20 protein-coding genes are annotated in these 22,579 nt (G+C 73.9%); 6 read left to right on the forward strand and 14 right to left on the reverse strand.

What is annotated here, in order from left to right; genetic code table 11:
* Nucleotides 1–35 precede the first annotated feature (35 nt).
* The 3 genes from ACFPCY_RS40005 to ACFPCY_RS40015 are packed head-to-tail and all read left to right on the forward strand — an operon-like array spanning nucleotide 36 to nucleotide 2,541.
* Complete coding sequence (locus tag ACFPCY_RS40005; protein WP_378264559.1) at nucleotides 36–980, forward strand: ABC transporter ATP-binding protein; 945 nt, start codon at nucleotides 36–38, stop codon at nucleotides 978–980.
* Nucleotides 977–1,750: a hypothetical protein gene (locus ACFPCY_RS40010; RefSeq protein ID WP_378264561.1), complete on the forward strand. Its 774-nt coding sequence runs from the start codon at nucleotides 977–979 to the stop codon at nucleotides 1,748–1,750. Before ACFPCY_RS40005 ends, ACFPCY_RS40010 begins: the two co-directional genes overlap by 4 nt.
* Nucleotides 1,747–2,541 (forward strand): ABC transporter permease, encoded by a 795-nt coding sequence (locus ACFPCY_RS40015; RefSeq protein ID WP_378264563.1) that lies wholly within the window; start codon nucleotides 1,747–1,749, stop codon nucleotides 2,539–2,541. Before ACFPCY_RS40010 ends, ACFPCY_RS40015 begins: the two co-directional genes overlap by 4 nt.
* 52 nt (nucleotides 2,542–2,593) lie before the next feature.
* Here the strand turns inward: ACFPCY_RS40015 and pheT are convergent, their stop codons facing one another.
* The 9 genes from pheT to ACFPCY_RS40060 all read right to left on the reverse strand — a co-directional run bounded on the left by pheT (nucleotide 2,594) and on the right by ACFPCY_RS40060 (nucleotide 13,093).
* Nucleotides 2,594–5,083 carry a phenylalanine--tRNA ligase subunit beta gene (gene pheT, locus ACFPCY_RS40020; RefSeq protein WP_378264565.1) on the reverse strand — a complete coding sequence of 830 codons (2,490 nt, stop codon included), beginning with the start codon at nucleotides 5,081–5,083 and terminating at the stop codon, nucleotides 2,594–2,596.
* The gene (gene pheS / locus ACFPCY_RS40025; RefSeq protein WP_378264567.1) at nucleotides 5,083–6,192 is read right to left on the reverse strand and encodes a phenylalanine--tRNA ligase subunit alpha; all 1,110 of its coding nucleotides are present in this window, start codon (nucleotides 6,190–6,192) and stop codon (nucleotides 5,083–5,085) included. Before pheS ends, pheT begins: the two co-directional genes overlap by 1 nt.
* Before the next feature lie 129 nt (nucleotides 6,193–6,321).
* Nucleotides 6,322–7,413, reverse strand: a complete 1,092-nt coding sequence (locus ACFPCY_RS40030; protein ID WP_378264569.1) for a sensor histidine kinase — start codon at nucleotides 7,411–7,413, stop codon at nucleotides 6,322–6,324.
* Nucleotides 7,414–7,616: 203 nt separating this feature from the next.
* Nucleotides 7,617–8,141, reverse strand: a complete 525-nt coding sequence (locus ACFPCY_RS40035) for an STAS domain-containing protein (RefSeq protein WP_378264571.1) — start codon at nucleotides 8,139–8,141, stop codon at nucleotides 7,617–7,619.
* A gap of 433 nt (nucleotides 8,142–8,574) precedes the next feature.
* Nucleotides 8,575–9,387, reverse strand: a complete 813-nt coding sequence (locus tag ACFPCY_RS40040) for a TrmH family RNA methyltransferase (RefSeq protein ID WP_378264769.1) — start codon at nucleotides 9,385–9,387, stop codon at nucleotides 8,575–8,577.
* 44 nt (nucleotides 9,388–9,431) lie between these two features.
* Entirely contained in the window at nucleotides 9,432–9,809 is a 378-nt protein-coding gene (rplT, locus tag ACFPCY_RS40045; protein ID WP_378264573.1) for a 50S ribosomal protein L20, read from the reverse strand.
* Nucleotides 9,810–9,882: 73 nt separating this feature from the next.
* Complete coding sequence (rpmI, locus tag ACFPCY_RS40050) at nucleotides 9,883–10,077, reverse strand: 50S ribosomal protein L35 (RefSeq protein ID WP_378264575.1); 195 nt, start codon at nucleotides 10,075–10,077, stop codon at nucleotides 9,883–9,885.
* A 189-nt stretch (nucleotides 10,078–10,266) separates the two neighbouring features.
* Nucleotides 10,267–10,863: a translation initiation factor IF-3 gene (infC, locus tag ACFPCY_RS40055; protein WP_378264771.1), complete on the reverse strand. Its 597-nt coding sequence runs from the start codon at nucleotides 10,861–10,863 to the stop codon at nucleotides 10,267–10,269.
* A gap of 343 nt (nucleotides 10,864–11,206) precedes the next feature.
* A complete protein-coding gene (locus ACFPCY_RS40060) occupies nucleotides 11,207–13,093 on the reverse strand; it encodes a CASTOR/POLLUX-related putative ion channel (RefSeq protein WP_378264577.1) in 1,887 nt (628 codons plus the stop codon).
* Between the two features lie 233 nt (nucleotides 13,094–13,326).
* On the opposite strand from ACFPCY_RS40060, the gene ACFPCY_RS40065 reads away from it, so the two are divergent.
* Together ACFPCY_RS40065 and ACFPCY_RS40070 are read left to right on the forward strand one after the other, a co-directional pair.
* A complete protein-coding gene (locus ACFPCY_RS40065; protein ID WP_378264579.1) occupies nucleotides 13,327–13,827 on the forward strand; it encodes an NUDIX domain-containing protein in 501 nt (166 codons plus the stop codon).
* A complete protein-coding gene (locus ACFPCY_RS40070; protein ID WP_378264581.1) occupies nucleotides 13,827–14,819 on the forward strand; it encodes a PfkB family carbohydrate kinase in 993 nt (330 codons plus the stop codon). The genes ACFPCY_RS40065 and ACFPCY_RS40070 overlap by 1 nt, the downstream gene beginning before the upstream one ends.
* Here the strand turns inward: ACFPCY_RS40070 and ACFPCY_RS40075 are convergent.
* Nucleotides 14,816–15,496: an HIT family protein gene (locus ACFPCY_RS40075; protein WP_378264583.1), complete on the reverse strand. Its 681-nt coding sequence runs from the start codon at nucleotides 15,494–15,496 to the stop codon at nucleotides 14,816–14,818. The two genes, ACFPCY_RS40070 and ACFPCY_RS40075, sit on opposite strands and share 4 nt — an antisense overlap.
* Nucleotides 15,497–15,627: 131 nt before the next feature.
* Between ACFPCY_RS40075 and ACFPCY_RS40080 the strand changes: the two genes are divergently transcribed.
* Complete coding sequence (locus ACFPCY_RS40080) at nucleotides 15,628–16,974, forward strand: prenyltransferase/squalene oxidase repeat-containing protein (RefSeq protein WP_378264585.1); 1,347 nt, start codon at nucleotides 15,628–15,630, stop codon at nucleotides 16,972–16,974.
* Between the two features lie 37 nt (nucleotides 16,975–17,011).
* Here the strand turns inward: ACFPCY_RS40080 and ACFPCY_RS40085 are convergent, their stop codons facing one another.
* From ACFPCY_RS40085 to alaS, 4 genes are read right to left on the reverse strand one after another with little or no spacing between them, the layout of a single operon-like run.
* Nucleotides 17,012–17,833, reverse strand: coding sequence for a shikimate dehydrogenase (locus tag ACFPCY_RS40085; protein ID WP_378264587.1), 822 nt, complete (start codon nucleotides 17,831–17,833; stop codon nucleotides 17,012–17,014).
* Nucleotides 17,830–19,458, reverse strand: a complete 1,629-nt coding sequence (gene mltG / locus ACFPCY_RS40090) for an endolytic transglycosylase MltG (protein WP_378264589.1) — start codon at nucleotides 19,456–19,458, stop codon at nucleotides 17,830–17,832. Before mltG ends, ACFPCY_RS40085 begins: the two co-directional genes overlap by 4 nt.
* Nucleotides 19,458–19,913 carry a Holliday junction resolvase RuvX gene (ruvX, locus tag ACFPCY_RS40095; protein ID WP_378264591.1) on the reverse strand — a complete coding sequence of 152 codons (456 nt, stop codon included), beginning with the start codon at nucleotides 19,911–19,913 and terminating at the stop codon, nucleotides 19,458–19,460. The genes mltG and ruvX overlap by 1 nt, the downstream gene beginning before the upstream one ends.
* Nucleotides 19,910–22,579 carry an alanine--tRNA ligase gene (alaS, locus tag ACFPCY_RS40100; RefSeq protein WP_378264593.1) on the reverse strand — a complete coding sequence of 890 codons (2,670 nt, stop codon included), beginning with the start codon at nucleotides 22,577–22,579 and terminating at the stop codon, nucleotides 19,910–19,912. Before alaS ends, ruvX begins: the two co-directional genes overlap by 4 nt.

Below are 22,579 nucleotides of genomic sequence, written 5' to 3' on the forward strand. Positions count from 1 at the left end.
GGCCTCGGGGCGGGCCTTACGGCCACGGTCGAGGCATGGAAGACGCCGTTGCCGCGTCCTCGCTTCGCCGGGTCTACGAGCGCAAGCGCAAGGACGCCGTCGTCGCGCTGGACGACCTCACGTTGTCGATCGCCCGGAACGAGATCCACGGGCTGCTGGGGCCCAACGGGGCGGGGAAGACCACCCTCGTCAAGATCCTCTCGACCGTGCTGCTGCCGAGCGGCGGGTCGGCGGCGGTGCTCGGGCACGACGTCGTCGCCGAGACGAAGGTCGTGCGGTCGCTGGTCGGGCTCGTGCTCGGCGGAGACCGCGGGTTGTACGACCGGCTGAGCGCCCGGCGGAACCTGCTGTTCTGGGGGGCGCTCTACAAGCTCGACGCCCGGACGGTCCGGCGGCGGGCCGACGCCCTGCTGGAGCGCGTCGGGCTCGCCGAGCGGGCCGACGATCCGGTCGAGCGGTTCTCGCGCGGGATGCGGCAGCGGCTGCACCTGGCGCGCGGGCTGCTGCACGAGCCCCGCGTTCTCTTTCTGGACGAGCCGACATCCGGGCTCGATCCCGTCGCGGCGGTCGCGTTCCGGCGGCTCGTGCTGGAGCTGCGGGACGAGGGGCGGACGTTCCTGCTCGCCACGCACGACATGGACGAGGCGACCGCCCTGTGCGACCGCGTGTCGCTGATCGATCGCGGACGGCTCCTGCTGACCGACGACACCGCCGGTGTCGGGCGCGTCCTCGGAGACCGGGAGTGCGTCGACTTCGTCCATGAGGACGGCGCGCTGGCCGAAGCGCTCGGCGTGCTGTCCTTCGTGACCGACGTCGAGCGGCTGGACGGCCGGTGGCGCGTCCACACCGCCGACCGGGACGGGGCGCGGCGGGTGCTGGCGTGGCTGGTCGAGCGGGACGTCCTCACCGCGCGGCACGCCCAGCCGACGCTCGAAGAGGTCTACCTGCGCACCGTCGGCGACCGGGGGATGCGGGTATGACGTGCCTCGTCGTGGTGTGGCGGTCGTTCCTGTTGCAGGCGGCGCTCTCGCGGCGCAGCCCGGGGCATGTGCTGATCCTGCTGATCGCCCCGATGCAGACGACGCGGCTGCTCTCGCTGACCGTGCACGCGCACCGTCCGGACGCCGTGGCGACCGCCGTCATCGCCCCCGGGCTGATCGGGTTGTGGGTGTCCGCGCTCGACTACGCCGGACGGGTGATCCCCGAGGACCAGTGGGCGGGCCGGTTCACGCCCATGGTCGCGGCCCCGGTCCCGCTCGCCCTGGTCGTCGTCGGGCGGGTGTTCGCGGTCGTGCTGGTGGGCGCGCTGGCGTTCGGCGAGTCCTGGCTGGTCGCCGCGCTCGGGTTCGGGCGGGTGCTGACCGTCCACGCCCCGGGCGTGTTCGCCGCCGCCGTCGCCGCCACCTGCCTCGCCGCCGTCGGGACGGCCATGCTGCTGGCCGGGCTGCTGGCGCTCTCGCGGGCCCGCGACGTGCTCCAGAACTCGCTGAGCTACCCCTTCTACATCCTCGGCGGCGTGGTCTTCCCGATCCTCGTGCTGCCGTACTGGGTGCGCCCCTTCAGCCGGCTGGTGTTCCTGTCGTGGAGCTCGCGCCTGCTCAGGGACGCGGTGCACGGGAACGCGCCCGGCTGGCCGCTCGCGCTCGCGGTGATCCTCGGGCTCGGCGCGGCGGCGATGGCGGGCGGGGTCCGGCTGACGCGCCGCCACGTGGACGCGGCCCGGCGCGAGGGGACGGTGGGGTACGCGTGATCGACGTCATCCGGATCGTCCGGCAGGCGGTCGTCCTGGGATTCGCCGAGTTGAGCCGCGTCTACACCTGGCGGACCTGGACGTTCGGCTGGCTCATGCGGCTGCTCTGCCAGGTGACGTTCTACGCGCTGCTCGGCTCCTACCTCGGCGACCCGGCGCTGACGCGGTACGTGCTGGTCGGCAACGTCGTCGCGCTGGCCTGCATGGAGTCGACGATCGTCGTGATCTCGCTGGCGGGCGAGCGCGCCCTCGGCACGCTGCCGCTGCTGGCCGTCGCGCCCGCCGGGCACCTGCCCGTCTACCTCGGCCGCGGCATCCAGTGGATGGCCACGGGACTGGTCAGCTCGCTGGTCGCCTGGACCGTCCTGCCGCCGCTGCTCGGCGTGCCGCTGCCCTGGCCGCGCGCCGCCTACGCGATCCCGGTGATCGTGCTCGTGCTGGTCACCAGCTACGGGTACGGCTGCGCGCTGGCGGGCGTCGCGCTCCGGCTCCGCGGGGTCGAATGGCTGGTGCTGAACTTCGCGTACGGGATCGTCATGACGTTCGGCGGGGTCAACGTGCCGGTGAGCGTCTGGCCCGAGCCGATGCGCGTCGCGATCGACGTCCTGCCGCTCGTGCACGGTCTCGACGCGGTGCGGGGCGTCCTGAACGGGGCGCCGGTCGGGCACGTCCTCGGGCTCGTGGGGATCGAGGCGCTCGTCGGGGCGGGCTGGTACCTGGTCGCGTGGCTGTCCATGGACCGGCTCGTCAGCGTCGGACGCCGCACCGGAACGCTCGACTACGCGGGCTGACGCAACGCGAAACGCCCCCGGCCAGCAGGCCAGGGGCGTTTCTCGTCTGCGCTTACGCGCCGCGCAGGACCGCGCCGGTGCGTTCCGCGGCGACGGCGACGGCCGCGTCGCGCGCCTCGCTCGCCTCCTCCGCGGTCAGCGTCCGGTCGGACGCGCGGAACCGGAGCGTGTAGGCCAGGGACTTGCGGCCCTCGCCGACCTGCTCGCCGGTGTAGACGTCGAACAGGCGCAGCGACTCCAGCAGCTCGCCGGCGCCGTCGCGCAGCGCGGACGCGACGTCGGCGGCGGGCACCGAGGCGTCCACCGTCAGCGCCACGTCCTGCGTCGCGACCGGGTAGCCGGACACGTGCGGCGCGCGCACGTCGCGCGGCTCGCCGAGAAGGCGGATCTCCAGCTCCATCGCGCAGGTGCGCGGCGGCAGCCCGAACGCCTTCACCACGCGCGGGTGCAGCTCGCCCGCGTGCCCGACGAGCGTGTCGCCCGCGTACAGCGCGGCGCAGCGGCCCGGGTGCCAGGGCGCGTGCTGATCGGCCTTCACCGACAGCTCGACGCCCGCCTCGCGCGCGACCACGCGGGCCGCCTCGACGGCGTCCGCCCAGGTCGCGGGCTCGCCCTTGCCCCACCAGCCGGACGGGACGCGCTCGCCGGACAGCACGGCCGCGACGCGGAGCGGCTGGTCGGGCAGCGCGGCGTCGACCGAGGCGATCTCCTCGGCGGACGGTCCCCGGTCCACCGGCAGCCGCGGCGCGGCCTTCGGCGCGTCCGGGCGCGGCCGGAACACGCGGCCGATCTCGTACAGCGCGACGTCGCCGAAACCGCGTCCGACGTTGCGGACCAGGGCCTTCAGCAGGCCCGGCAGCAGCGTCGTGCGCAGCAGCGGCTCGTCCTCCGACAGCGGGTTCGCCAGCCGCAGCGCGGCGCGGCGCGGGTCGCCGGCCGGGAGCTGGAGGTCGTCGGCGTCCTTGGCCGAGGTGAACGGGAAGCTCAGCGCCTCCACGTAGCCGGAACCGGCGAGCGCGCGGCCGATGCGGCGGCGCAGCCGCTGGTCGGCGGTCAGCCCGTGGCCCGCGACCGGACGGGGCGCGCGCGACGGGATGTTGTCGTACCCCTCCAGCCGGATGACCTCTTCGGCGAGGTCGTTCGGGTCGTTCAGGTCCGGACGCCAGGACGGCGGCGTGACCGTCAGCTCGTCCTCGCCCGCCGTGTCACCCGCGACCGAGCAGCCGACCTGCTCCAAGCGCCGGACGACCGTCTCGCGCGAGTAGGCGACGCCCGCGACCTTCGCCGGGTGCCCGGCGGCCATCGCGATCGTGCGCCGCTCGACCGGCGCCTCGGCGTGCGTGACGCCGGGGACGATCTCCGCGCCGCCGAGCTCGGCGAGCATCCGCACCGCGCGCGCCGACGCCTGCAGCGGCAGCTCGCGGTCGACGCCGCGCTCGAACCGGTAGGACGCCTCGCTGTGCAGCTTGTGCCGCCGCGCCATGCGGGCGATCGCGACCTCGTCGAAGTGCGCGGCCTCGATCACCATGTCGGACGACTTCTCGTCGATCTCGGTGGCCAGGCCGCCCATCGTCCCGGCCATCGAGATCGGCCCGGACGCGTCGGTGATCAGCAGGTCCTCGGCGTCGAGCTTGCGCTCGACGTGGTCGAGCGTCTCCAGCCGCTCGCCCGGGTTCGCGCGCCGCACCACGATCGGGCCGTTCAGCTTGGCCCGGTCGAAGGCGTGCAGCGGCTGGCCGAGCTCCAGCATCACGTAGTTGGTGACGTCCACGGCCAGCGAGACCGGGCGGACCCCGGCGCGGAACAGCCGCACCCTCATCCACAGCGGCGTCTGGGCGGACGGGTCGAACCCGCGCACCTCCCGCAGGACGAACCGGTCGCAACCGGACGCGTCGCCGATCGAGGCCGGGTAGGCCTCGCCGGCGCCGTCCGGCAGCGCGACGGCCGCCGGGTCGCGGAACGGGACGCCGTAGGCGGTCGCCGCCTCGCGCGCGACACCCCGGATCGACAGCGCGTAACCGCGGTCCGGAGTGACGGCGATGTCGAGGACGTCGTCGCGCAGGCCGAGCAGCTCGACCGCGTCCGTCCCGACGACGGTGTCCCGCGGGATCACCAGGATGCCGTCGTGGTCGTCGCCGATCGCCAGCTCGCGGACCGAGCAGATCATGCCCTCGGACAGGTGCCCGTAGGTCTTCCGCGCGCCGATCTTGAAGCCGCCGGGCAGCTCGCCGCCCGGCAGGATGACGACCACGTGGTCGCCGACCGCGAAGTTCGTCGCGCCGCAGATGATCCGCTGCGGCTCGCCGGTGCCGTTCGCGTCGCCGACGTTCACCGTGCAGTAGCGGATCGGCTTCTTGAAGCCGGTCAGCTCCTCGATGGTCAGCACCTCGCCGACCACGAGCGGGCCGACGACGTCCGCGCCCGCCCGCTCGACGGTCTCGACCTCCAGGCCGGCGTCGATCAGCTTCGCGGCCAGCTCGCGGCCGGTGATCCCCTCGGGCAGCTCGACGTACTCGCGCAGCCAGGAAAGCGGGGCCCGCATCAGATCTCCATCCCGAACGGAAGGGTGAACCGGACGTCGCCCTCCACCATGTCGTGCATGTCCTCCACGCCGTGCCGGAACATCAGCGTCCGCTCGACGCCCAGGCCGAACGCCCAGCCGCTGTACCGCTCGGTGTCGACGCCGCAGGCCGTCAGCACGCGCGGGTTGACCATGCCGCAGCCGCCCAGCTCGATCCAGCCCTCGGACGAGCAGGTGCGGCACGGCTCGCCGCCCGGCTCCGCCGACGTCCCGTGGCACACGAAGCACTGCATGTCCACCTCGGCGGACGGCTCGGTGAACGGGAAGTAGGAGGGCCGGAACCGCGTCCTCAGCCCGACGCCGAACATGCCGGTCACGAACGCGTCGATCGCGCCGCGCAGGTCGGCCATCGTCAGGCCCTCGTCGACCGCGAGGCCCTCGAGCTGGTGGAAGACCGGAGCGTGCGTCGCGTCCAGCTCGTCGGTGCGGAAGGTGCGGCCCGGCGCGACCACGTAGACCGGCAGCTCGCGCGACAGCAGGGAGCGGACCTGCACCGGCGAGGTGTGCGTGCGCAGCACCACGTCGGACTCCTCCGACTCCACGAAGAAGGTGTCCTGCATGGACCGCGCGGGGTGGTCGGGCTTGAAGTTCAGCGCGTCGAAGTTGAACCAGCCCGCCTCGACCTCCGGCCCCTCGGCGACCTCGAAGCCCATGGCGACGAACACGTCGGCCATCCGCTCCTGGAGGGTGGTCAGCGGGTGCCGGGCGCCGCGCGGCGCGCGGTCCCACGGCAGGGTGACGTCGACGGTCTCCTCGACGAGGACGCGCTGGTCGCGCTCCTCCTCCAGCTCCGCCTGGCGCTTCTTCAGCGCCTGCGCGACCGCGCCGCGGGCCGCGCCGACGCGCTTGCCCGCCTCGGCCTTGGCCTGCGGCGGCAGCGCGCCGATCTCCCGGTTGGCCAGGGCCAGCGGCGAGCGGTCGCCCGCGTGCGCCAGCCGGACGGCCTTGAGCGCGTCCAGGTCGGTGGCGTCGGCGATCGCGGCGAGCGCCGCGTCGCGGGCCCGGTCGAGTTCCGCGGGTTGCAGCGCGGACACCTCGACGGGGTCGTAGGACTTGTTGGGTGCAGACATGGTGATGTGATGACTCCGGTCGGCGTGGGACGTCCGCAGTCTAGTGCGCGGACAGGGAAGATCCGGAAAATGCGTGCGCGGTGCGCGCCGCCCGCGCGGGGAGCCCGGTGCCGTGGCGCTGAGCGGGGCTCAGGCGGTGGCGTGGTCGGGGGCCCCGGCGGGCACGGTAAATCGGAACTCGGCGCCGCCGCCGGGCGCGCGCCGCACGGTGATCGTGCCGCCGTGCGCCTCGACGAGGCCCTTCACGATGTAGAGGCCGAGACCGGTGCCGCCGCGGCGGCCGGAGGCGGGCCCGCGCCAGAACTGCCGGAACACGCGCTGGGCGGCCTCGGGCGGGATGCCCTCGCCCTCGTCGCGCACCGACACCGCGGCCCCCTCCTTGTGAGCGTCCGGCTCCACCACGATCGTGACAGTACCAGCGCCGTGCCGCACCGCGTTTTCCACCAGGTTGCCGAGCACCTGATCCATCTTGTCGGGATCGAGCCACAGCTCGGGCAGCTCGCCGCGGACCTCGAACCGGAACCGGTCGGCGGGCTCGCCCGCCGCGACCCGGCCCGCGATGATCTTGCGGACCTCCTCGGCGAGGTCCACCACCTGGCGGCGCATCTCCAGCCGCCCGGCCTCGATCCGGGACACGTCCAGCAGCTCGGTGATCAGCCGCGTCACCCGGTCGGCGTCGGCGTTCACCGTCTCCAGCATCACGAGCTTCTGGTCGTCGTTGAACCGGTGCCACTTGGACAGCAGCGTCGCGGTGAAGCCCTTCACGCTGGTCAGCGGGGACCGCAGCTCGTGCGCGACGGTCGAGACCAGGTCGGCCCGGTCGCGCTCGCGGCGGGCGCGGCGGGCGGCGTCGCGCAGGGTGACGGTGAACCGCTCGACCCGTCCCCGCGCGTCCCGCCGGTAGGCGGCGCTGACCAGCAGCTCGGTGCCGTCCGGCAGGAAGAGGGTCTGCTCCGGGTGCCGGGAGCGGGTGTGCAGGCCCTCGTAGGGCGCGGCGCACTTCCACCAGTCGCGGCCCTCGGTGTCGTGCAGCGGGAGGACGTCGCGGAAGTCGCGGCCGATCGCCGCCTCCGCGGTGACCCCGGTGAGCCGGCGGGCGGCGGCGTTGAAGATCGCGACCCGGCCGTCCGGGCCGGCGACGAGCAGGCCGTCCGGCAGGTCGTCGGGTTCGAGCGCCCCGGGACCCGGCGGGTCGGCGTGCTCGGCCCTCGGACCGGGCACGCGCCGACGCGCGGTCGGGGAGTCCTCTCCACCCACGGACGGCCTCCAGAACACCGGACGGGACGCGGCCTGACGACAACAGACTCTATCCGGAGACGGCGGCGGCGCGGGACCCGAGAGCCCCCGTCCGGCAAGCGTTTTGTGGCCCTCGGGCCGGTGTCGGCCGGGGCCGACCGGCGCCCGGCCGCCGTCGCGCGGACGGGTCAGCCGCGCCGGGCGGTGGCGGCCTCGGCGGCGGCGACCGCGTCGGCCACGTCGGCGTGGATCGGGAACAGGGCGTCCAGGCCCACGACCCGCAGCAGCCGCAGCTGCGCCGGGCGGACGCGGGCGAGCCGCAGCCGTCCGCCGCGCGCGAGCAGGGCGTTGCGCACCGAGACCAGCACGCCGACGCCGCTGGCGTCGCAGAACGCGACGCCGCCGAAGTCGAGCACCAGGTCGGCGCAGGCGGGCCCGTCGGTGAGGCCGGCGAGCCGGGACAGCCGGACGCGCAGCTCGTCGGCGGTGCGCAGGTCGATCTCGCCCGAGACGGCGACGACCGTGGTCGTGCCGTGCTCGGCGGCGAGGCCGACCCGGAACTGGACGGCGTCCGCGCAGGCCACCCCGTGGGACGGCGTGCCGCGGCCGGCCGGTGCGACCGCCGGGCGGGCCGCGGGGACGCCGACGCGGCACCGGACCTCGGGCGCGCGCCGGGCCGGGCGCCGGGCGGGCGTCCCCCTGTGGTCGGTCATTCGATCCCCCATCTCGCGGCGTCGTCGCCGTCCCACGGCTCCACCGTAGGCAGCGTTCGACGCGTGTGAATCCCCCGCCGGACCGGTTCGGCCCTCCTCCCGAGGAAGGAACCGCCGGTCCCGTGCCCGTTCCCCCGCCGCCGCGTCGGGCGGCCGGCGCGGTCCCCGCCGCGCCGTCCGGACGGGCACCATCTTCGCAGGCCGGACGGGGGACGGCGGTCGTGCGGCGCGAAGCGTCCGGTTGCGGTCAGCACCGAACCGGAAGCCCCGCGCCCTCGTTCTTTCCGAACCGTTTCCCGGGCGTCCACGGCACGCCCGAAAGGGTCCCGGACGGGAATCCCGGGCGGTTCTCGGTGAAAGCAGACGTCGGGCCTCCGCGGGGCGGCGAACGCCGACTTCCGCGGCGGCGGGCGCCGGCCTCCGCGGCGGCGCGTCAGGCGCGCTGCGCCCGCGCGGAGGCGTAGAGGCAGACGGCGGCGGCCGTGGCCAGGTTCAGGCTCTCGGCGCGGCCGTAGATCGGGACGCGGACCACCTCGTCCGCGTGCCGGAGGGTCTCCTCGGGCAGGCCCCACGCCTCGTTCCCGAAGACCCAGGCGGTCGGGCGGGCCAGCAGCCCGCCGTCGATGGCCTCGTCCAGGGTGCGGTCGCCCGCGCCGTCGGCGGCGAGGACGGTCAGCCCGGCCGCCTTCAGGTCGGCGGCCAGGCCCTCGAACCGCGGGCCCGTCACCACCGGAAGGTGGAACAGGCTGCCTGCGGACGCCCGGACGCACTTGCCGTTGTAGGGGTCCACCGACGCGTCGGTGAACACCACCGAGTCGGACCCGGCGGCGTCGGCGGTCCGCAGGACCGTTCCCGCGTTGCCGGGGTCGCGGACGTGCGCGAGGACGGTCACCAGTTTCGGCGCCGCCGCCAGGGCGTCGCCGAGCGACACGTCCACGAACCCGCAGACCGCCAGCAGCCCCTGCGGCGTGACGGTCTGCGCGAGCTCGGCCATCACCTCGCCGCTCACCCGCAGCACCGGCGCGCCGGCCTGCTCGGCGGCGGCGATCAGCTCCGGGTGCCGGGCCTCGGCCTCGGCCGTGGTGAACAGCTCGGCGAGGCCGCCGGGGATGGCGAGCGCCTCGCGGACGGCCTGCGGGCCCTCGGCGAGGAACCGGCGCTCGCGGCGCCGGAACGCGCGTTTGGCGAGCCGCCGAGCGGCCTTCACCCGTGGTGATCGGAGCGAGGTCAGCTCGCGGCCCGCCATGCTCACGCCGGTACTCGTGCCCGTGCTCGTCGATCGGGCCGCGCTCAGGCAGCCTTCTCGCCCTCGGCGGGCAGGGCGGCCCGGGCGACCTCGACGAGCGCCGCGAACGCGGCGGCGTCGTTGACGGCCAGCTCGGCCAGCATGCGCCGGTCGACCTCGACCTCGGCGGCCTTCAGGCCCTGCACGAACCGGTTGTAGGTCATGCCGTTCGCGCGGGCGGCGGCGTTGATGCGCTGGATCCACAGCCGGCGGAACTGGCCCTTGCGGTCCTTGCGGTCCCGGAAGGCGTAGGTCATGGAGTGGAGCTGCTGCTCCTTGGCCTTGCGGTACAGGCGCGACCGCTGGCCGCGGTAGCCGCTCGACCGCTCCAGGACGACCCGACGCTTCTTGGCGGCGTTGACCGCCCGCTTCACGCGTGCCACGTGTTGGACTCCTTCGTGGGGGCCGGCGGCTCAGGCGCCGGCCGGTCGTACGGACTGCTGGTCTGGCGGCTGCTTACTTGCGCAGCAGCTTCTTGATGTTCTTCGCGTCGGCGGGCGTCACCACGGCGGGGCCGTCGAGCCGGCGGGTCCGCTTGGTGGGCTTGTGCTCGAGCAGGTGGTTGCGGTTGGCGCGGCGGCGGATCACCTTGCCGGAGCCGGTCAGCTTGAACCGCTTCTTGGCCCCGCTGTGGGTCTTGGTCTTCGGCATGGCGCCGTCGTCTCCCTCTCGTTCGGACCCCCGTGCTCGGGCACGGGGGCGCGCCTGATCGGCGTGGCACCACGGGTCGCGCGGTGCGACGCCAGGTCAGGCTCAATGTACGTGCGTCTGCGCCCTGCTCTCGCAAGGCACCGTCCCGCTCACGCGGGGGCGCGAGGCGGCCCCGCCGGGGTGCGGCGCTCAGCCCTGCGCGGACTCCTGCTCCTGCGCGCGCTCCTCGGCGCGCGCGGCGCGCTCCGCCTTGGCCTCGGCCTTCGCCTCGGCCTTCTTCTTGTGCGGACCGAGAACCATGATCATGTTACGGCCGTCCTGCTTCGGCCGGGACTCGACGAAGCCGAGCTCGTCGACGTCCTCGGCGAGGCGCTGCAGCAGCCGGTAGCCCAGCTCGGGCCGGGACTGCTCGCGACCGCGGAACATGATGGTCACCTTGACCTTGTCCCCGGCCTTGAGGAACCGCACCACGTGACCCTTCTTGGTCTCGTAGTCGTGCGGGTCGATCTTCGGCCGGAGCTTGATCTCCTTGATGACCGTGTGCGCCTGGTTCTTCCGCGCCTCACGCGCCTTCATCGCGGACTCGTACTTGAACTTGCCGTAGTCCATGAGCTTGGCGACGGGCGGGCGCGCGGTGGGCGCCACCTCGACCAGGTCGAGGTCCGACTCACGCGCGAGTTCAAGGGCCTTGGCGATGGGCACGATGCCCACCTGTTCGCCGTTCGGGCCGACGAGCCGGACCTCGGGCACGCGAATGCGGTCGTTGATACGCGGTTCGGCGCTGATGGGACCTCCTAGGAGCCGTGCGTGGCAAGCTTGCGACCGGTTGTACCCCGGGGCTCCTCATGCGAAAAGCCCCGCACGACGCGCATGCGGGGCCACCTTCGGTCGAGTCGTCGTCCTACGGGGACGGCGACCGCGGAACGGGCGCCGGAGCGCCGTTCACGGACCGGGACCCACCGGCCGAGTGGCCGGTCAGGTGGGAGGTGGCCTCCGCTTGAACGTCCGGCGCGTTCCCTCCGTGAGGACGGACGCGCAGGACCGGTCGACCACCAAGACTAACACCCTCCGGGAGGTCCTTGTTCCACCCCGCCCCGCGATCCGGTCACGAAACGGTAGCGCCTCCCGGTCAGTCGTCGGCCAGGACGATGATCCGGTCGTCCTCGGCGAAGGTCAGCCGCCGGGTCTTGTCCGGATTGAGCACCACGCCGAACGTCGGCGGCGCGAGGGTCTGCGCCCCGACCCGGTAGCCGATCGCGACCTCGCCCCGGCGGCGGGCGGCCTCGACGACGGTGTGGAAGTCCATCGGCACGCCCGGCCGGACGTAGTCGGGCGCGGGCTTGAGGTAGATCTCGGCACCGTCCGGATCGAACAGGTGATCGAACACCCCGGCCAGGTGCCGGTTCTCCGAGAGCTGGACCATGAGCAGGCTGAGCAGCTTGTCGCTGACGATGAAGTCGTCGGCGCGGGTGACCTGCGCGAGCCGCCGGTTCCGGTCGTCGCTCATCTCGCTGACGATCGCGTACCGCTGCCCGCTCTCGGCCTGCATCTGGCGCAGGTGCAGCAGGGTGATCAGCGCGCGGCCGTCGGCGTACTGGGCGTCGTCCTCGTCGTAGCAGAGGACGATGACGTGGTCGTAGCCGGCGATGTCGCGGGACTCCAGCGCCGCGCGGGTGTCGGTGTCGCCGAGGGTGAACGTCGCCTCCAGCCGCGCCAGCGCGGGCCGCGCCTCGTCCAGCTCGGTCTTGCCGTCCGGGTGGTCGGCGACCACGTCGAGGCGGGAGCCGGCGGTGACGTAGGCGTCGAGCTGCCGGACGATCCCGGCGGCGCGCCGGTTCCAGCCGAGCATCAGGGTGCGGGACGGCCCCGGCGCGCGGGCGGGCGGCGGCGCGATGGCGTGCTCGGCGACCTCGCCGTCCCAGGGCGCGGTGACGACGGTGTCGTCGTCCTCGGAGATCGCGATCACCTCGTCGCCCTCCCCGAACACCGCGTCCATCGGCGGGCGGACCTCCACCCGGCCGTCCGCCCGGTGGACGCCGATCACCGCGGACGCCGGGTAGGCGTGCAGGGCCTCGCCGAAGGTGCGGCCGACGAGCGCGGGCTCGCGCTGCATGTAGATCTCGTCCCCGGCGAAGTCGAGCAGGTCCTGGTAGACCACCGACAGGCCGGACTGGCGGCAGGTCTGGACGATCAGCCGGGCCGCGATGTCGTCGGAGTCGACCAGGACGGTCTCGTCGCCGCCCGCGAGCCGGGCCGCCGCGCGGTTCCGGGTGTCCTTCACCGAGGCGACGATGTGGTACGGGCCGCGGCGGCGGGTGGGGCTGTTGGTGATGGCGAGCAGCGTCTTGGTGACGTGCGCGTCGGCGGCGCCGCCGGGCGGGCTGAGCACGATGATCGACCGGGCCGTCTGCGGGCTGACGATGTCGAGGTCGGCCGGGTCGATGGGGCTGCCGGTGCGGCACACCACGCGGGTGCGGCCGGTCCGGCCGACGACCCGGCGGATCTCGTCCTCCATCTCGGCGCGGTCGCGGTCGGCAAGGATCGCGACGCGGCCGCGGCGCTGGTTGGCGTTGGCCTCGACCAGCTCGGAGATCATCGGGAAGACCTGGTCGGACCAGCCGATGATGACGGTGTGGCCCTTCTCCAGCACCGCCGAGCGGCCCTTGCGCAGCTCCTCGATCCGGTTGTTCACGCCGGTGGTGAGCAGGCTGATCAGGGTGCTGGCGAAGAACAGCCCGGCGAGCGCGAGGCCGACGACCCCCGTGCGGAACAGCCAGTTGCCCCGGGTCGCGTCGTCGCCGAGCTTGAAGGTCTCGACGGTGTTCTTCCAGATCTCCGCGGCGGCGGCGCCCGCGGTCGCCTGCTGCGCGTCGTCCACCACCACCAGCAGCGCGCTGATCGCCACGACCAGGACGATCGAGACCGCCGCCAGCCAGCCGATCAGCGCGGGCGTGCCGCGGGACATCGTGTTGTCGAACCAGTAGCCCAGACGCTGCCGCGGCGTGGGACGTGGCATGGGACCGTGCTGCATCGCTCTCCCCGGGGCCATAATCACGCTGGGTAGCGATTATGTCACCATCCGGAAGCCGGTTGCCGCCGCTCGAACGCGGGGTGTCCGGCGGGTCGCGGCGCGGTGTCCTGCGGGGGTGAGGAGCATCTGCCCGGACGGTGCTGACCCGCGGCCCGGCCGCGGGGTTACGGTTGGACGAGGACGGCCCGACGGGGCCGCGTCGCGAGGGGTTTCCCGCCATGCCCGCACCCGCCGCCGCCACGGCTCCGCCCGGCGTGCCGGTCCGGCTCGAGTTCGCGCAGAAGGCGTTCATCGTGTCCGGCGACACCGAGACCGGCGCCCGGCTGCTGATGGTCCGCAAGTCCGACTCCGACCCGCACCACCCCGGCCGCTGGGAGGTGCCCGGCGGCCGGCTGAACGTCTCCGGCGACATCGACCTGGACGACCACATCCGGCGCGAGGTGTGGGAGGAGGTCGGGCTGAAGGTCGATCCGGGCCCGCCGTTCCACCTGTGGCAGTGGTTCATGCCGGACGGTTCGGGCGAGCAGGTCCGCGTGGTGGCCGCCGCCCGCGCCTGCCGTCCGCTGACCCTGGACGTCAGCCTGGCGCACCGCGTGCCGGACGACCACCTGGACGAGTCGGCGTGGGTGCCGCTCGACCGGGTCGAGTCGCTGGACCTCATCCCGAGCCTGCGTCCCGTGCTGCGGGAGTTCCTGCGCCAGTACCCGGCGCTGCCCTGATGCCGCGCGCCGGTCCGCGTGCCGGTCCCCGCGCCGGTCCGGGGGCGGTGCGGACGGCCGTCGCCGATCCGGGGCTCTCGGGCGCGGCCCGGCGGCGCTTCTCGGTCGTGGTGATGGGCGACGTCCGGATCGAGGTGCGGGCGACGCTGCCGGACGTCCGCTTCACCGAGGTGGCCGAGGACCGGCTCGCGTACGCGCCCGCGAGCGCCGTGGTGGGCGGGACCGCGATGAACATGGCGCGGTGCGCGGTCGGCTACTTCCGGCGGGTCGCGGTGCTCGGCCGGATCGGCGACGACGACTTCACCCCGGTCGTCCGGCGGGAGCTGCGCCGGCTCGGCGCGCGGGACCTGCTGCGCGCCGAGCACGGCACCGCGAACGGCGTGACGGTCATGCTGAGCGACCGGGGCCCGGACGGCGGGCGCGGCGCGCGCCTGCTCGTCGCCGAGCGGGACGCCCCGGACCGGCGCCTCTCCCCCTCCGACGTGCGGGACGCGGCCCGCGCGATCCGCCGCGCCGACGCGCTGTGCTGCGACGGGTACGCCTCGCTCGCCGCGCCCTCGCGGGCCGCGCTGCGCACCGCGATGGAGGCGGCGCGGGCGGCGCGCACGCTCGTGCTGTTCGATCTCGTCCCGCACGACGTGGACTCGCGGCTCCCCGCGCCGGAGGCGCTCGCGCCGCTGCCCCTCGCCGACGTCGTGATCAGCGAGGCCCCGACGCTGGCGCGGCTGCTCGGACGGCCCGTCCCGGTGACGGCGAACGGCGCCCGTGCGCTCGTCCCGGTGCTGGACGCCCTGGTTCCGGGGCGTCCGCTCTGGCTGCTGCGGTTCGGGCCGTCCACGCTGGAGACCGTTCTCGCCCATCGGCGGGGCGAGCTGACCATGGACTACCCGTCCGGTTACGAGGACGGCGTCGAGCGCGTCGGGTTCGGGGACCGCCTCGCCGCCGCCGAGCTGTACTGGTGGCTCGCGCGCCGCACGTCGCGCGGACGCTAGGCGGCGAGGCCGTTGTCGCCGGCCGCCGCGCGGAGCGTGTTCAGGGTGCTGAGGAAGCGCCTTCTGTTCTCGTCCAGCGCGAACACCTCCTGCCAGCGCCACGGCCCCGGCAGGCCGAGCGCCGTCGCGGTCGCGCGCCGCAGGTACTGGCCCGGCACGCCGTCGCCGGGATGGACCGTCGCGACGCCCGCCTCCTCGACGAGGAGGTAGGAGCGCCCCGCGCGGAACCGCCCGCTCAGGACGGCATGGCTCGCCGGGACGCCGTCCAGCCGATCGCGGATCAGGACGGCGCGGACCCCGGACGCCCCCGGCAGCAGATGCCAGTGGAAGTGGTCGACACAGGCCCCGCCGCCCTGCGGGGTCGCCGGGCCGTGCTCCAGAAGGAGCAGCTCGGAGTCTCCGTAAGCGCGCCGGTAGAGCCGCCCGACCGTGTCACGCCACGCGATCGCCCGGTCCCAGAGATCCGGGTCGAGCGCGCCCGCGCACGGCAGGTGCGCGGACGCGACGAGCAGCAGATGTCCCTCGGCGAGCGGCGCGAGATCGGGTATCAGGAAGAACCCGTCGTCCTCCGCCAGCACCGCGTCCCGCCCCGGAAGTCCGGCGATCGTGTTCAGCCGGAACCTCAGGGGCGGGCACAGCACGCAGTCCTCGTCGGGCACCGCCGGGTCCGCCGCCATGCCGCCTCCTCCGTCGCCCCGGAAGGTGCCCGCCGGAACGTGCGTGATCTGCGCGCGAGGGCCACAACCCTGGCGCCCGGACGGTAGAGCACCTGTCCTTCCGGGCACATACCCCCTAGAAGGCTCTCATTGTGAACATCCCCCTGAACCAGCAGCGACAGCGCACCGAACGGCCGCCCGACACCGGGGTGGACGGCGACCGGCTCGACATGGCGCTCCTTCACCGCACCCTCAACGACTCCCTCGACGTCCTGCGCGACACCTACGCGCCCGCGAACGGCACGGGCGGCGGCTGGTACCACGAGCTCTCCCGGCCGGAGCCCGGCGCGACGGCCACCGCGCTCGGGCTGCTCGCCTTCACCGCCGCCGGACGCCCCTTCGAGCACTTCGACTCGGGCCTGGCCTTCCTCGCGCACCGGCAGGTCGAGTCGCCGGACCCGCTGCGCGATGGCGGCTGGTCCACCAAGACCAGCCTCGGCATGCCCGTCGTCGAGGCGACCGCGTGGATCGCCCGGTTCCTCGCGATCGCCCGGTGCGACCTGCGGCCCGACGCCCCGGACCTGCGCCGCGCCTACCGCTGGCTGCTGCGCAACCAGAACCCGGACGGCGGCTGGGGCTCGCTGCGCGGCGCGCCGTCCCGGACCTGGCTGACCTGCCTCGCGCTGCGCGCGCTCACCCGGCTCAACCCCTACGACCCGGCGGTCGAGCGGGGCGTGGAGTGGCTGACCGCCGACCGGACCGCGCTGCGGCCCGGCTGGGGCACCACCCCGGCCGCCGCCCCGACCGTCTCGCACACCGCGTTCGCGCTGGTCACCCTCGCCGAGGCCCGGCCCGGGCACGAGGACGACCGGCTGCTCGCCGCCTACGACTGGCTCGCCGCGCACCTCGACGCGGCCGACGACCACACCTGGATCGAGACCTACGACGTCATGCCGCACGGGTCGGCCGCCGCCCCGATCTGGCGGATGGCCCTGTGGCACTACGGGCTGCCGCTCGCGGTGACCGCGCTGGTGCACGATCCGCGCGGGGCGCCGGGGCCGCTCCTCGGCCGCGCCGTCGGGCTCCTGCTCGCCGGCGAGACGACCGCGCCGTCCTGGACCGCCTACCCGCCGGACGGCCGCATCTCGCTCTGGACGCTGTGGTGGCGCCTGGACGCGCTGATCGAGCTGGCCCGGATGCCGCTGGCCCGCTCCCGCGACGTCCTGCACTGGCTGCCGGACGCCACGGTCGTGCAGCGGGCGCACGCCCGCGACCGCCCGCTGCCCGCGCTGCTGCCGTCCCGGCCGCGCCCGGACCCGGTCCGGTTCGTCCGGCGGTACTGGTCGTCGCTGCTGCTCGCCTCGGTGGTGATCGGCGCGCTCGGCGGCGTCGCCTGGCACGCCTGGGGCTGGAGCGAGTTCTGGCTCAGCGTGATCATCCCGATGGCGATGACGACCGCGCACGAGTCCCTGCGCCGCCGCAGATCCCCCGCCGAGTGACCCGCCTCGCTCAGACCCGGCCGAGCGGCGCGGACGGTCAGGCGGCGCGGCGGGCGAGTTCGGCTTCGCCCGCGGCGCGCATGGCCGCCACGGGGACGTCCTCGCGGCCCGTCATCAGCGCGACCTGGCGCACGGCCTGGTGCAGCAGCATCTCGAAGCCGCCGACGACGCGTCCGCCCGCCGCGCCGGCCGCGCGGGCGAGCTCGGTCGGCCACGGCGCGTACACCACGTCGAACAGCGCCGCGCCGGACGCGGCGACCGGCTCGGCGAACGCGTCGGCCGCCCGTCCGGGCAGCGTGGAGACGACCAGGTCGGCGGGGAGCGCCGCGTCCAGCCCGTCCAGCCGGACGACCCGGGCGGACACCCCGAACCGCGCGCCCACCTCCACCGCCTCGGCGGCCCGTTCAGGGCTCCGCACCGCGACCGACACCTGCGAGGCCCCGAGCCGGGACAGCGCGGCCAGCGTGGACGCGGCGGTCGCGCCGCCGCCCAGCACCAGCACCGACCCGGCGCCGTCGAGGCCGGCCTCGCGGAGCGCGGTGACGATCCCGTGCACGTCGGTGTTGTCGGCGGCGCGCCGCCCCTCCCGCAGGACGAGCGTGTTCGCGCCGCCGACCTTCGCCGCGAGGTCGGACACCGAGTCGGCGAGCGACAGCGCCACCCGCTTCAGCGGCATCGTCAGCGACAGGCCGCGCCACGTGCCGTCCAGCCCGCCGAGGAACCCGGCGAGAGCGTCCTCGCCGACCTCGAACGCGTCGTAGGACCAGTCGTCCAGGCCCATCGCCGCGTACGCGGCCCGGTGCAGCACCGGCGACAGCGAGTGCGCGACCGGCGATCCGAGGACGGCCGCGCGGCTCACTTCTTGCCCTCCGGGTGGGCGGCCAGCCACCTGTCGAGCTTGGCCTTCATCCGGGTGAACTCCGCCTCCGTCGTCCCGTACTCGGTGTAGCCGGTGGACGGGTCGGTCGTGACGAAGAACAGCCAGTCGCCCTTCGCCGGGTTCAGCGCCGCCTTCAGCGCGTCCATGCCCGGGCTGTCGATCGCGCCGATCGGCAGCGGCTTCACCTGGTAGGAGTTGTACGGCGACTTGACCTGCGTGTCCTTGTAGGTGACGTGCAGGGTCCGCTTGTTCAGCGCGTACAGCACGGTGGTGTCGAGCTGGAGCGGACGGCCCGCCTTGATCCGGTTGTAGAGCACCCGCGCGATCTTCGGGTAGTCGTTCTTGGTGCCGCCCTCGGCCTGCAGCAGGCTGGCCAGCGTCACGACCTGCCCCGGATCGAGCCCGACGCTCTTGGACTTGTTCACCAGGTCCAGATCGCGGGCCTCCTGGTTGAAGCGGTCCACCATCTGCTTGAGGATGTCCTTCGCCGGGGCGTTCGGGTCCAGGTTGTACTGGCCCGGGTAGAGGTAGCCCTCCACCTTCCCCTTCGCGTAGGACGGCAGCCCGAGCGCCTTGCCGTCCCTGGCGGCGGCCTGGAAGTTCTTCACCGGGATCTTCGTCTTCTTCGACAGCTTCTCGAAGACCTCGTTGGCGCGCAGCCCCTCGGGCAGCGTGATCATGTTGCCCGCGCGGGCCTTCGGGTCCAGCAGCAGCGCCATCGCCGCCTTGGACGACATCCGCAGCCGCATCTGGTAGTAGCCCGGCTGGAGGCTGGACGCCTTCGGCTCGTGCGCGTACACCTTCAGGAACGCCCGGACGCTCTTCACCACGTCGTGCTTCTGCAGCGTCGTGGCGATGGCCGAGCCGGAGTCGCCGTCCTTCACCTGGACGATCACGTTGCCGGAGCCCTGGCCGGAGTAGTCCGGCGGATGCATCCGGCCGTCGAGCCAGGCGTACCCGAGCACGCCGCCCGTGCCGACGACCGCGACGAGGAACGCCATCGCGAACAGCACGGCGGCGCGTCCCTTGCCCTTGCGGCGGCGCTGCTTGCTGCGCGCGCGCCGCTGGTCCTCCCGGTCGCCGCGGTCGCCGCGGTTCAGCTGGTCGTCGAGGAGGTGGCCGCTGCGTCCCCGGCCCTGCTCCTCGTACTCGTCGTACTCGTCCTCGTAGTACTCGTCCTGCTCGTACTGCTCGTACTGACCCGGCTGGCCGTGCCCGTACTGGCCACTCTGCGCGTGCTGCGCGTGCTGCTGAGCCTGCTGTGGCGCCTGCTGCTGTCCGCCGGGCTGCGGACGACCGTACTGGTCGTACTGCTGCTGGTGCCGCCCGTACCCCTGCTGCTCGTACTGCTGCTGCTCGTACGCCTGCTGGTCGTACTGCTGCTGCTGGTCGTACTGCTGCTGGTCGTACTGCTGCTGCCGCCCGTACGCCTGCTGCTCGTACTCGTCCTGCTCGTACGGCTCCTGGTCGTGCTGCTCCTCGCGGGCGCGGCGGCCTCCCACGCGGCGCGGGCGGCCACGGCCGGAGCGGCCGCGGCCCTGCTGGCCGCGACCGGAACGGCCCCGGCCGTTCGGCGGGTCGGAGAACAGGTCCACGTCGCTCATCAGCTCCCCCGGACGGTCTCGCCGGGCGGGCGTCCCGTCAACCTCTCGCCGTCGAGGGCCGCCTGGAGCAGGACCGCCGCGGCGGCCTGATCGACGACCCTGCGACGGGCCTGACCGTGGACTCCGCCCGCGCGCAGGCCGCTCTCGGCCGTGACGGTGGTGAGTCGTTCGTCGTACAGGCGGACCGTCTCCGGGGGAAGCCGGTCCGCCAGCATCGTCGCGAATCTCCGGGCGGACGCCGCCGCCGGGCCCTCGCGGCCCGACAGCGACGTCGGCAGCCCGACGACGACCTCGATCGCCTCGTTCTCGTCCACCAGCCTCACCAGCCGGTCGACGTCCCCCTTGCCCGCTTTCACGGTCTCCAGGGGGGAGGCGAGGATGCCGCCGGGGTCGCTGCGGGCCACGCCGATCCGGACGCTTCCCACATCGACTCCCAGGCGGACGCCGTGCCTCATGCGGCCCCTACGGCTCGTTCGACGGCGGCCAGCGCCTCGCCGATCCTGCCGGCGTCGGCGCCTCCGCCCTGGGCGAGGTCGTCCTTGCCGCCGCCGCCACCGCCGAGGGTCTTGGCGGCGAGGCCGACGAGCTGCCCCGCCTTCAGGCCGCGCTCGCGCGCGCCCTCGGTGAGGGCGATGACGACGACGGGACGGTCCTTGGGCGCGCCCGCGACCATCACCACGGCCGGACGGCCCTGGAGGCGTCCGCGCACGTCCACGGCGAGCTTGCGCAGGTCGTCCGCGCCGGTGCCGTCGGGGGCCCGGTGGCCCACGAAGGCGATCCCGTTGACGTCCCTGGCGTCCTCGGCGAGGCCGGCCGCGGCCTGCAGGACCTGCTGGGCGCGGACCTTCTCCAGCTCCTTCTCGGCGTCGCGCAGGCGGCCGACCAGCCCGGAGATCCGCTCGGGCAGCTCCTCCTTGCGCGCCTTCAGCTGCTCGGAGAGCTGGTTGACCAGCACACTCTCGCGGGCCAGGAAGCGGAAGGCGTCGATGCCGACCAGAGCCTCGACGCGGCGCACGCCCGCGCCGATGGACGACTCGCCGAGCACCTTGATCAGGCCGAGCTGCCCGGACCGCGCGACGTGCGTGCCGCCGCACAGCTCGCGGGAGTACTCGCCGATCTCCACGACGCGGACCTCGTCGCCGTACTTCTCGCCGAACAGGGCGAGCGCGCCCATGGCGCGGGCCTCGTCGATCGAGGTGTGGAAGGCCCGCACGTCCAGGTCGTTGACCAGGACCTCGTTGACCTCGTCCTCGACGTCGCGCAGCACGCTCACCGGGACGGCGCCGGAGGCGGTGAAGTCGAACCGGAACCGGCCGGGCGAGTTCTCCGACCCGGCCTGCGCGGCGGACTCGCCGAGCGCGCGCCGGAACCCGGCGTGCACCAGGTGCGTGGCCGAGTGCGAGCGGGAGATCGCGTGCCGCCGCTCGACGTCCACCTCGGCATAGGCGGTGTCGCCCGCCTGCGCCTCGCCGCCGCGGACGACGCCGCGGTGCACGATCAGGCCCTTCAGCGGGGACTGGACGTCGCGGACCTCGATGGACGCGCCGTTGCCGAGCCGGATCACGCCGGTGTCGGCGAGCTGGCCGCCGCCCTCGGCGTAGAAGGGGGTGCGGTCGAGGACGACCTCGACCTCGGCGCCCTCGCCCGCGGCGGGCACGTTCGCGCCGTTCACCAGCAGGCCGACGAGGCGGGCCTCGCCGATGAGCTGGCCGTAGCCGATGAAGTCGACCTTGCCGCCCGCCTCGGTGAGCAGCGCGTCCAGGACCGAGACGTCCAGGTTGCCGGTCTTCTTCTCGCGCGCGTCCTGCTTGGCGCGGTCGCGCTGCTCCTTCATCAGTCGGCGGAAGCCCTCCTCGTCCACCGAGAGGCCCTGCTCGGCGGCCATCTCGAGGGTGAGGTCGATCGGGAAGCCGTAGGTGTCGTGCAGCTTGAACGCCTGGTCGCCCGCCAGCACCTTCGCGCCCGCGCCCTTGGTCTCGGCGACGGCCGTGTCGAAGATCGTGGTGCCGGTGCGCAGGGTGGACAGGAAGGACTCCTCCTCCGCGTCGATCACCGTGTGGATGTTGGCGGCGGTGCGGACCAGCTCGGGGTACTGCTCGCCCATCGCCTTGATCGCGACGTCGGTGAGCTCGTGCATCAGGCCCGCGTCCTGCGCGCCGAGCAGCCGCAGGTTGCGGATCGAGCGGCGCAGGATGCGGCGCAGCACGTAGCCGCGGCCCTCGTTGCCGGGACGGATGCCGTCGGCGACCATCATCGTGCCGGACCGGACGTGGTCGGCGACGACCCGCAGCGACACGTCCGCGCGGTGCTCGCGCCCGTAGGTCGTGTCGGTGAGCTGCGCGGCCCGGTCGAGGACCCGCCACAGCGTGTCGGTCTCGTAGATGTTGTCGACGCCCTGGAGGACGGCGGCCATCCGCTCCAGGCCCATGCCGGTGTCGATGTTCCTGTGCGCGAGCGGGCCGAGGATCGGGAAGTCCTCCTTGCCCTCGCCCGGACCCCGCTCGAACTGCATGAACACGAGGTTCCACACCTCGAGGTAGCGGTCCTCGTCGACGACCGGGCCGCCCTCGCGGCCGTACTCCGGGCCGCGGTCGTAGTAGATCTCCGAGCACGGGCCGCACGGCCCGGGGACGCCCATGGACCAGAAGTTGTCGGCCATCCCGCGGCGCTGGATGCGCTCGGCGGGCACGCCGACCTTCCTGTTCCAGATCTCGGCGGCCTCGTCGTCGTCGTGGAAGACGGTGACCCAGAGCCTGTCCTCGGGGAACCCGAACCCGCCCTCGGCCTGCGGCCTGGTCAGCAGGTCCCAGGCGAACGGGATCGCCTGCTCCTTGAAGTAGTCCCCGATGGAGAAGTTGCCCAGCATCTGGAAGAACGTGGCGTGCCGCGTGGTCTTGCCGACCTCGTCGATGTCCGGGGTGCGCACGCACTTCTGCGCGCTGGTCATCCGCTGCGACGGAGGCGTCCGCTGGCCGAGCATGTACGGCTTGAACGGGACCATCCCGGCGTTGACCAGCAGGAGGGTCGGGTCCTCCGCGACCAGGCTGGCCGAGGGCACCACCAGGTGCCCGCGCTCTTCGAAGAACTTGAGGAAGCGGCGTGCGACCTCTGCCGACTCCAT

Origin of the sequence: Actinomadura gamaensis, assembly GCF_042652125.1 — a bacterium.
Taxonomy (GTDB): Bacteria; Actinomycetota; Actinomycetes; order Streptosporangiales; family Streptosporangiaceae; genus Spirillospora; species Spirillospora gamaensis.

Bases quoted from the DNA above. Each gene is read 5' to 3' on its own strand.
- ACFPCY_RS40005 (WP_378264559.1), top strand. From the start codon at position 36: ATGGAAGACGCCGTTGCCGCGTCCTCGCTTCGCCGGGTCTACGAGCGC.
- ACFPCY_RS40010 (WP_378264561.1), top strand. From the start codon at position 977: ATGACGTGCCTCGTCGTGGTGTGGCGGTCGTTCCTGTTGCAGGCGGCG.
- pheT (WP_378264565.1), bottom strand. From the start codon at position 5,083: ATGCGGGCCCCGCTTTCCTGGCTGCGCGAGTACGTCGAGCTGCCCGAG.
- pheS (WP_378264567.1), bottom strand. From the start codon at position 6,192: ATGTCTGCACCCAACAAGTCCTACGACCCCGTCGAGGTGTCCGCGCTG.
- ACFPCY_RS40035 (WP_378264571.1), bottom strand. From the start codon at position 8,141: ATGACCGACCACAGGGGGACGCCCGCCCGGCGCCCGGCCCGGCGCGCG.
- ACFPCY_RS40040 (WP_378264769.1), bottom strand. From the start codon at position 9,387: ATGGCGGGCCGCGAGCTGACCTCGCTCCGATCACCACGGGTGAAGGCC.
- rpmI (WP_378264575.1), bottom strand. From the start codon at position 10,077: ATGCCGAAGACCAAGACCCACAGCGGGGCCAAGAAGCGGTTCAAGCTG.
- ACFPCY_RS40060 (WP_378264577.1), bottom strand. From the start codon at position 13,093: ATGCCACGTCCCACGCCGCGGCAGCGTCTGGGCTACTGGTTCGACAAC.
- ACFPCY_RS40065 (WP_378264579.1), top strand. From the start codon at position 13,327: ATGCCCGCACCCGCCGCCGCCACGGCTCCGCCCGGCGTGCCGGTCCGG.
- ACFPCY_RS40070 (WP_378264581.1), top strand. From the start codon at position 13,827: ATGCCGCGCGCCGGTCCGCGTGCCGGTCCCCGCGCCGGTCCGGGGGCG.
- ACFPCY_RS40075 (WP_378264583.1), bottom strand. From the start codon at position 15,496: ATGGCGGCGGACCCGGCGGTGCCCGACGAGGACTGCGTGCTGTGCCCG.
- mltG (WP_378264589.1), bottom strand. From the start codon at position 19,458: ATGAGCGACGTGGACCTGTTCTCCGACCCGCCGAACGGCCGGGGCCGT.
- ruvX (WP_378264591.1), bottom strand. From the start codon at position 19,913: ATGAGGCACGGCGTCCGCCTGGGAGTCGATGTGGGAAGCGTCCGGATC.
- alaS (WP_378264593.1), bottom strand. From the start codon at position 22,579: ATGGAGTCGGCAGAGGTCGCACGCCGCTTCCTCAAGTTCTTCGAAGAG.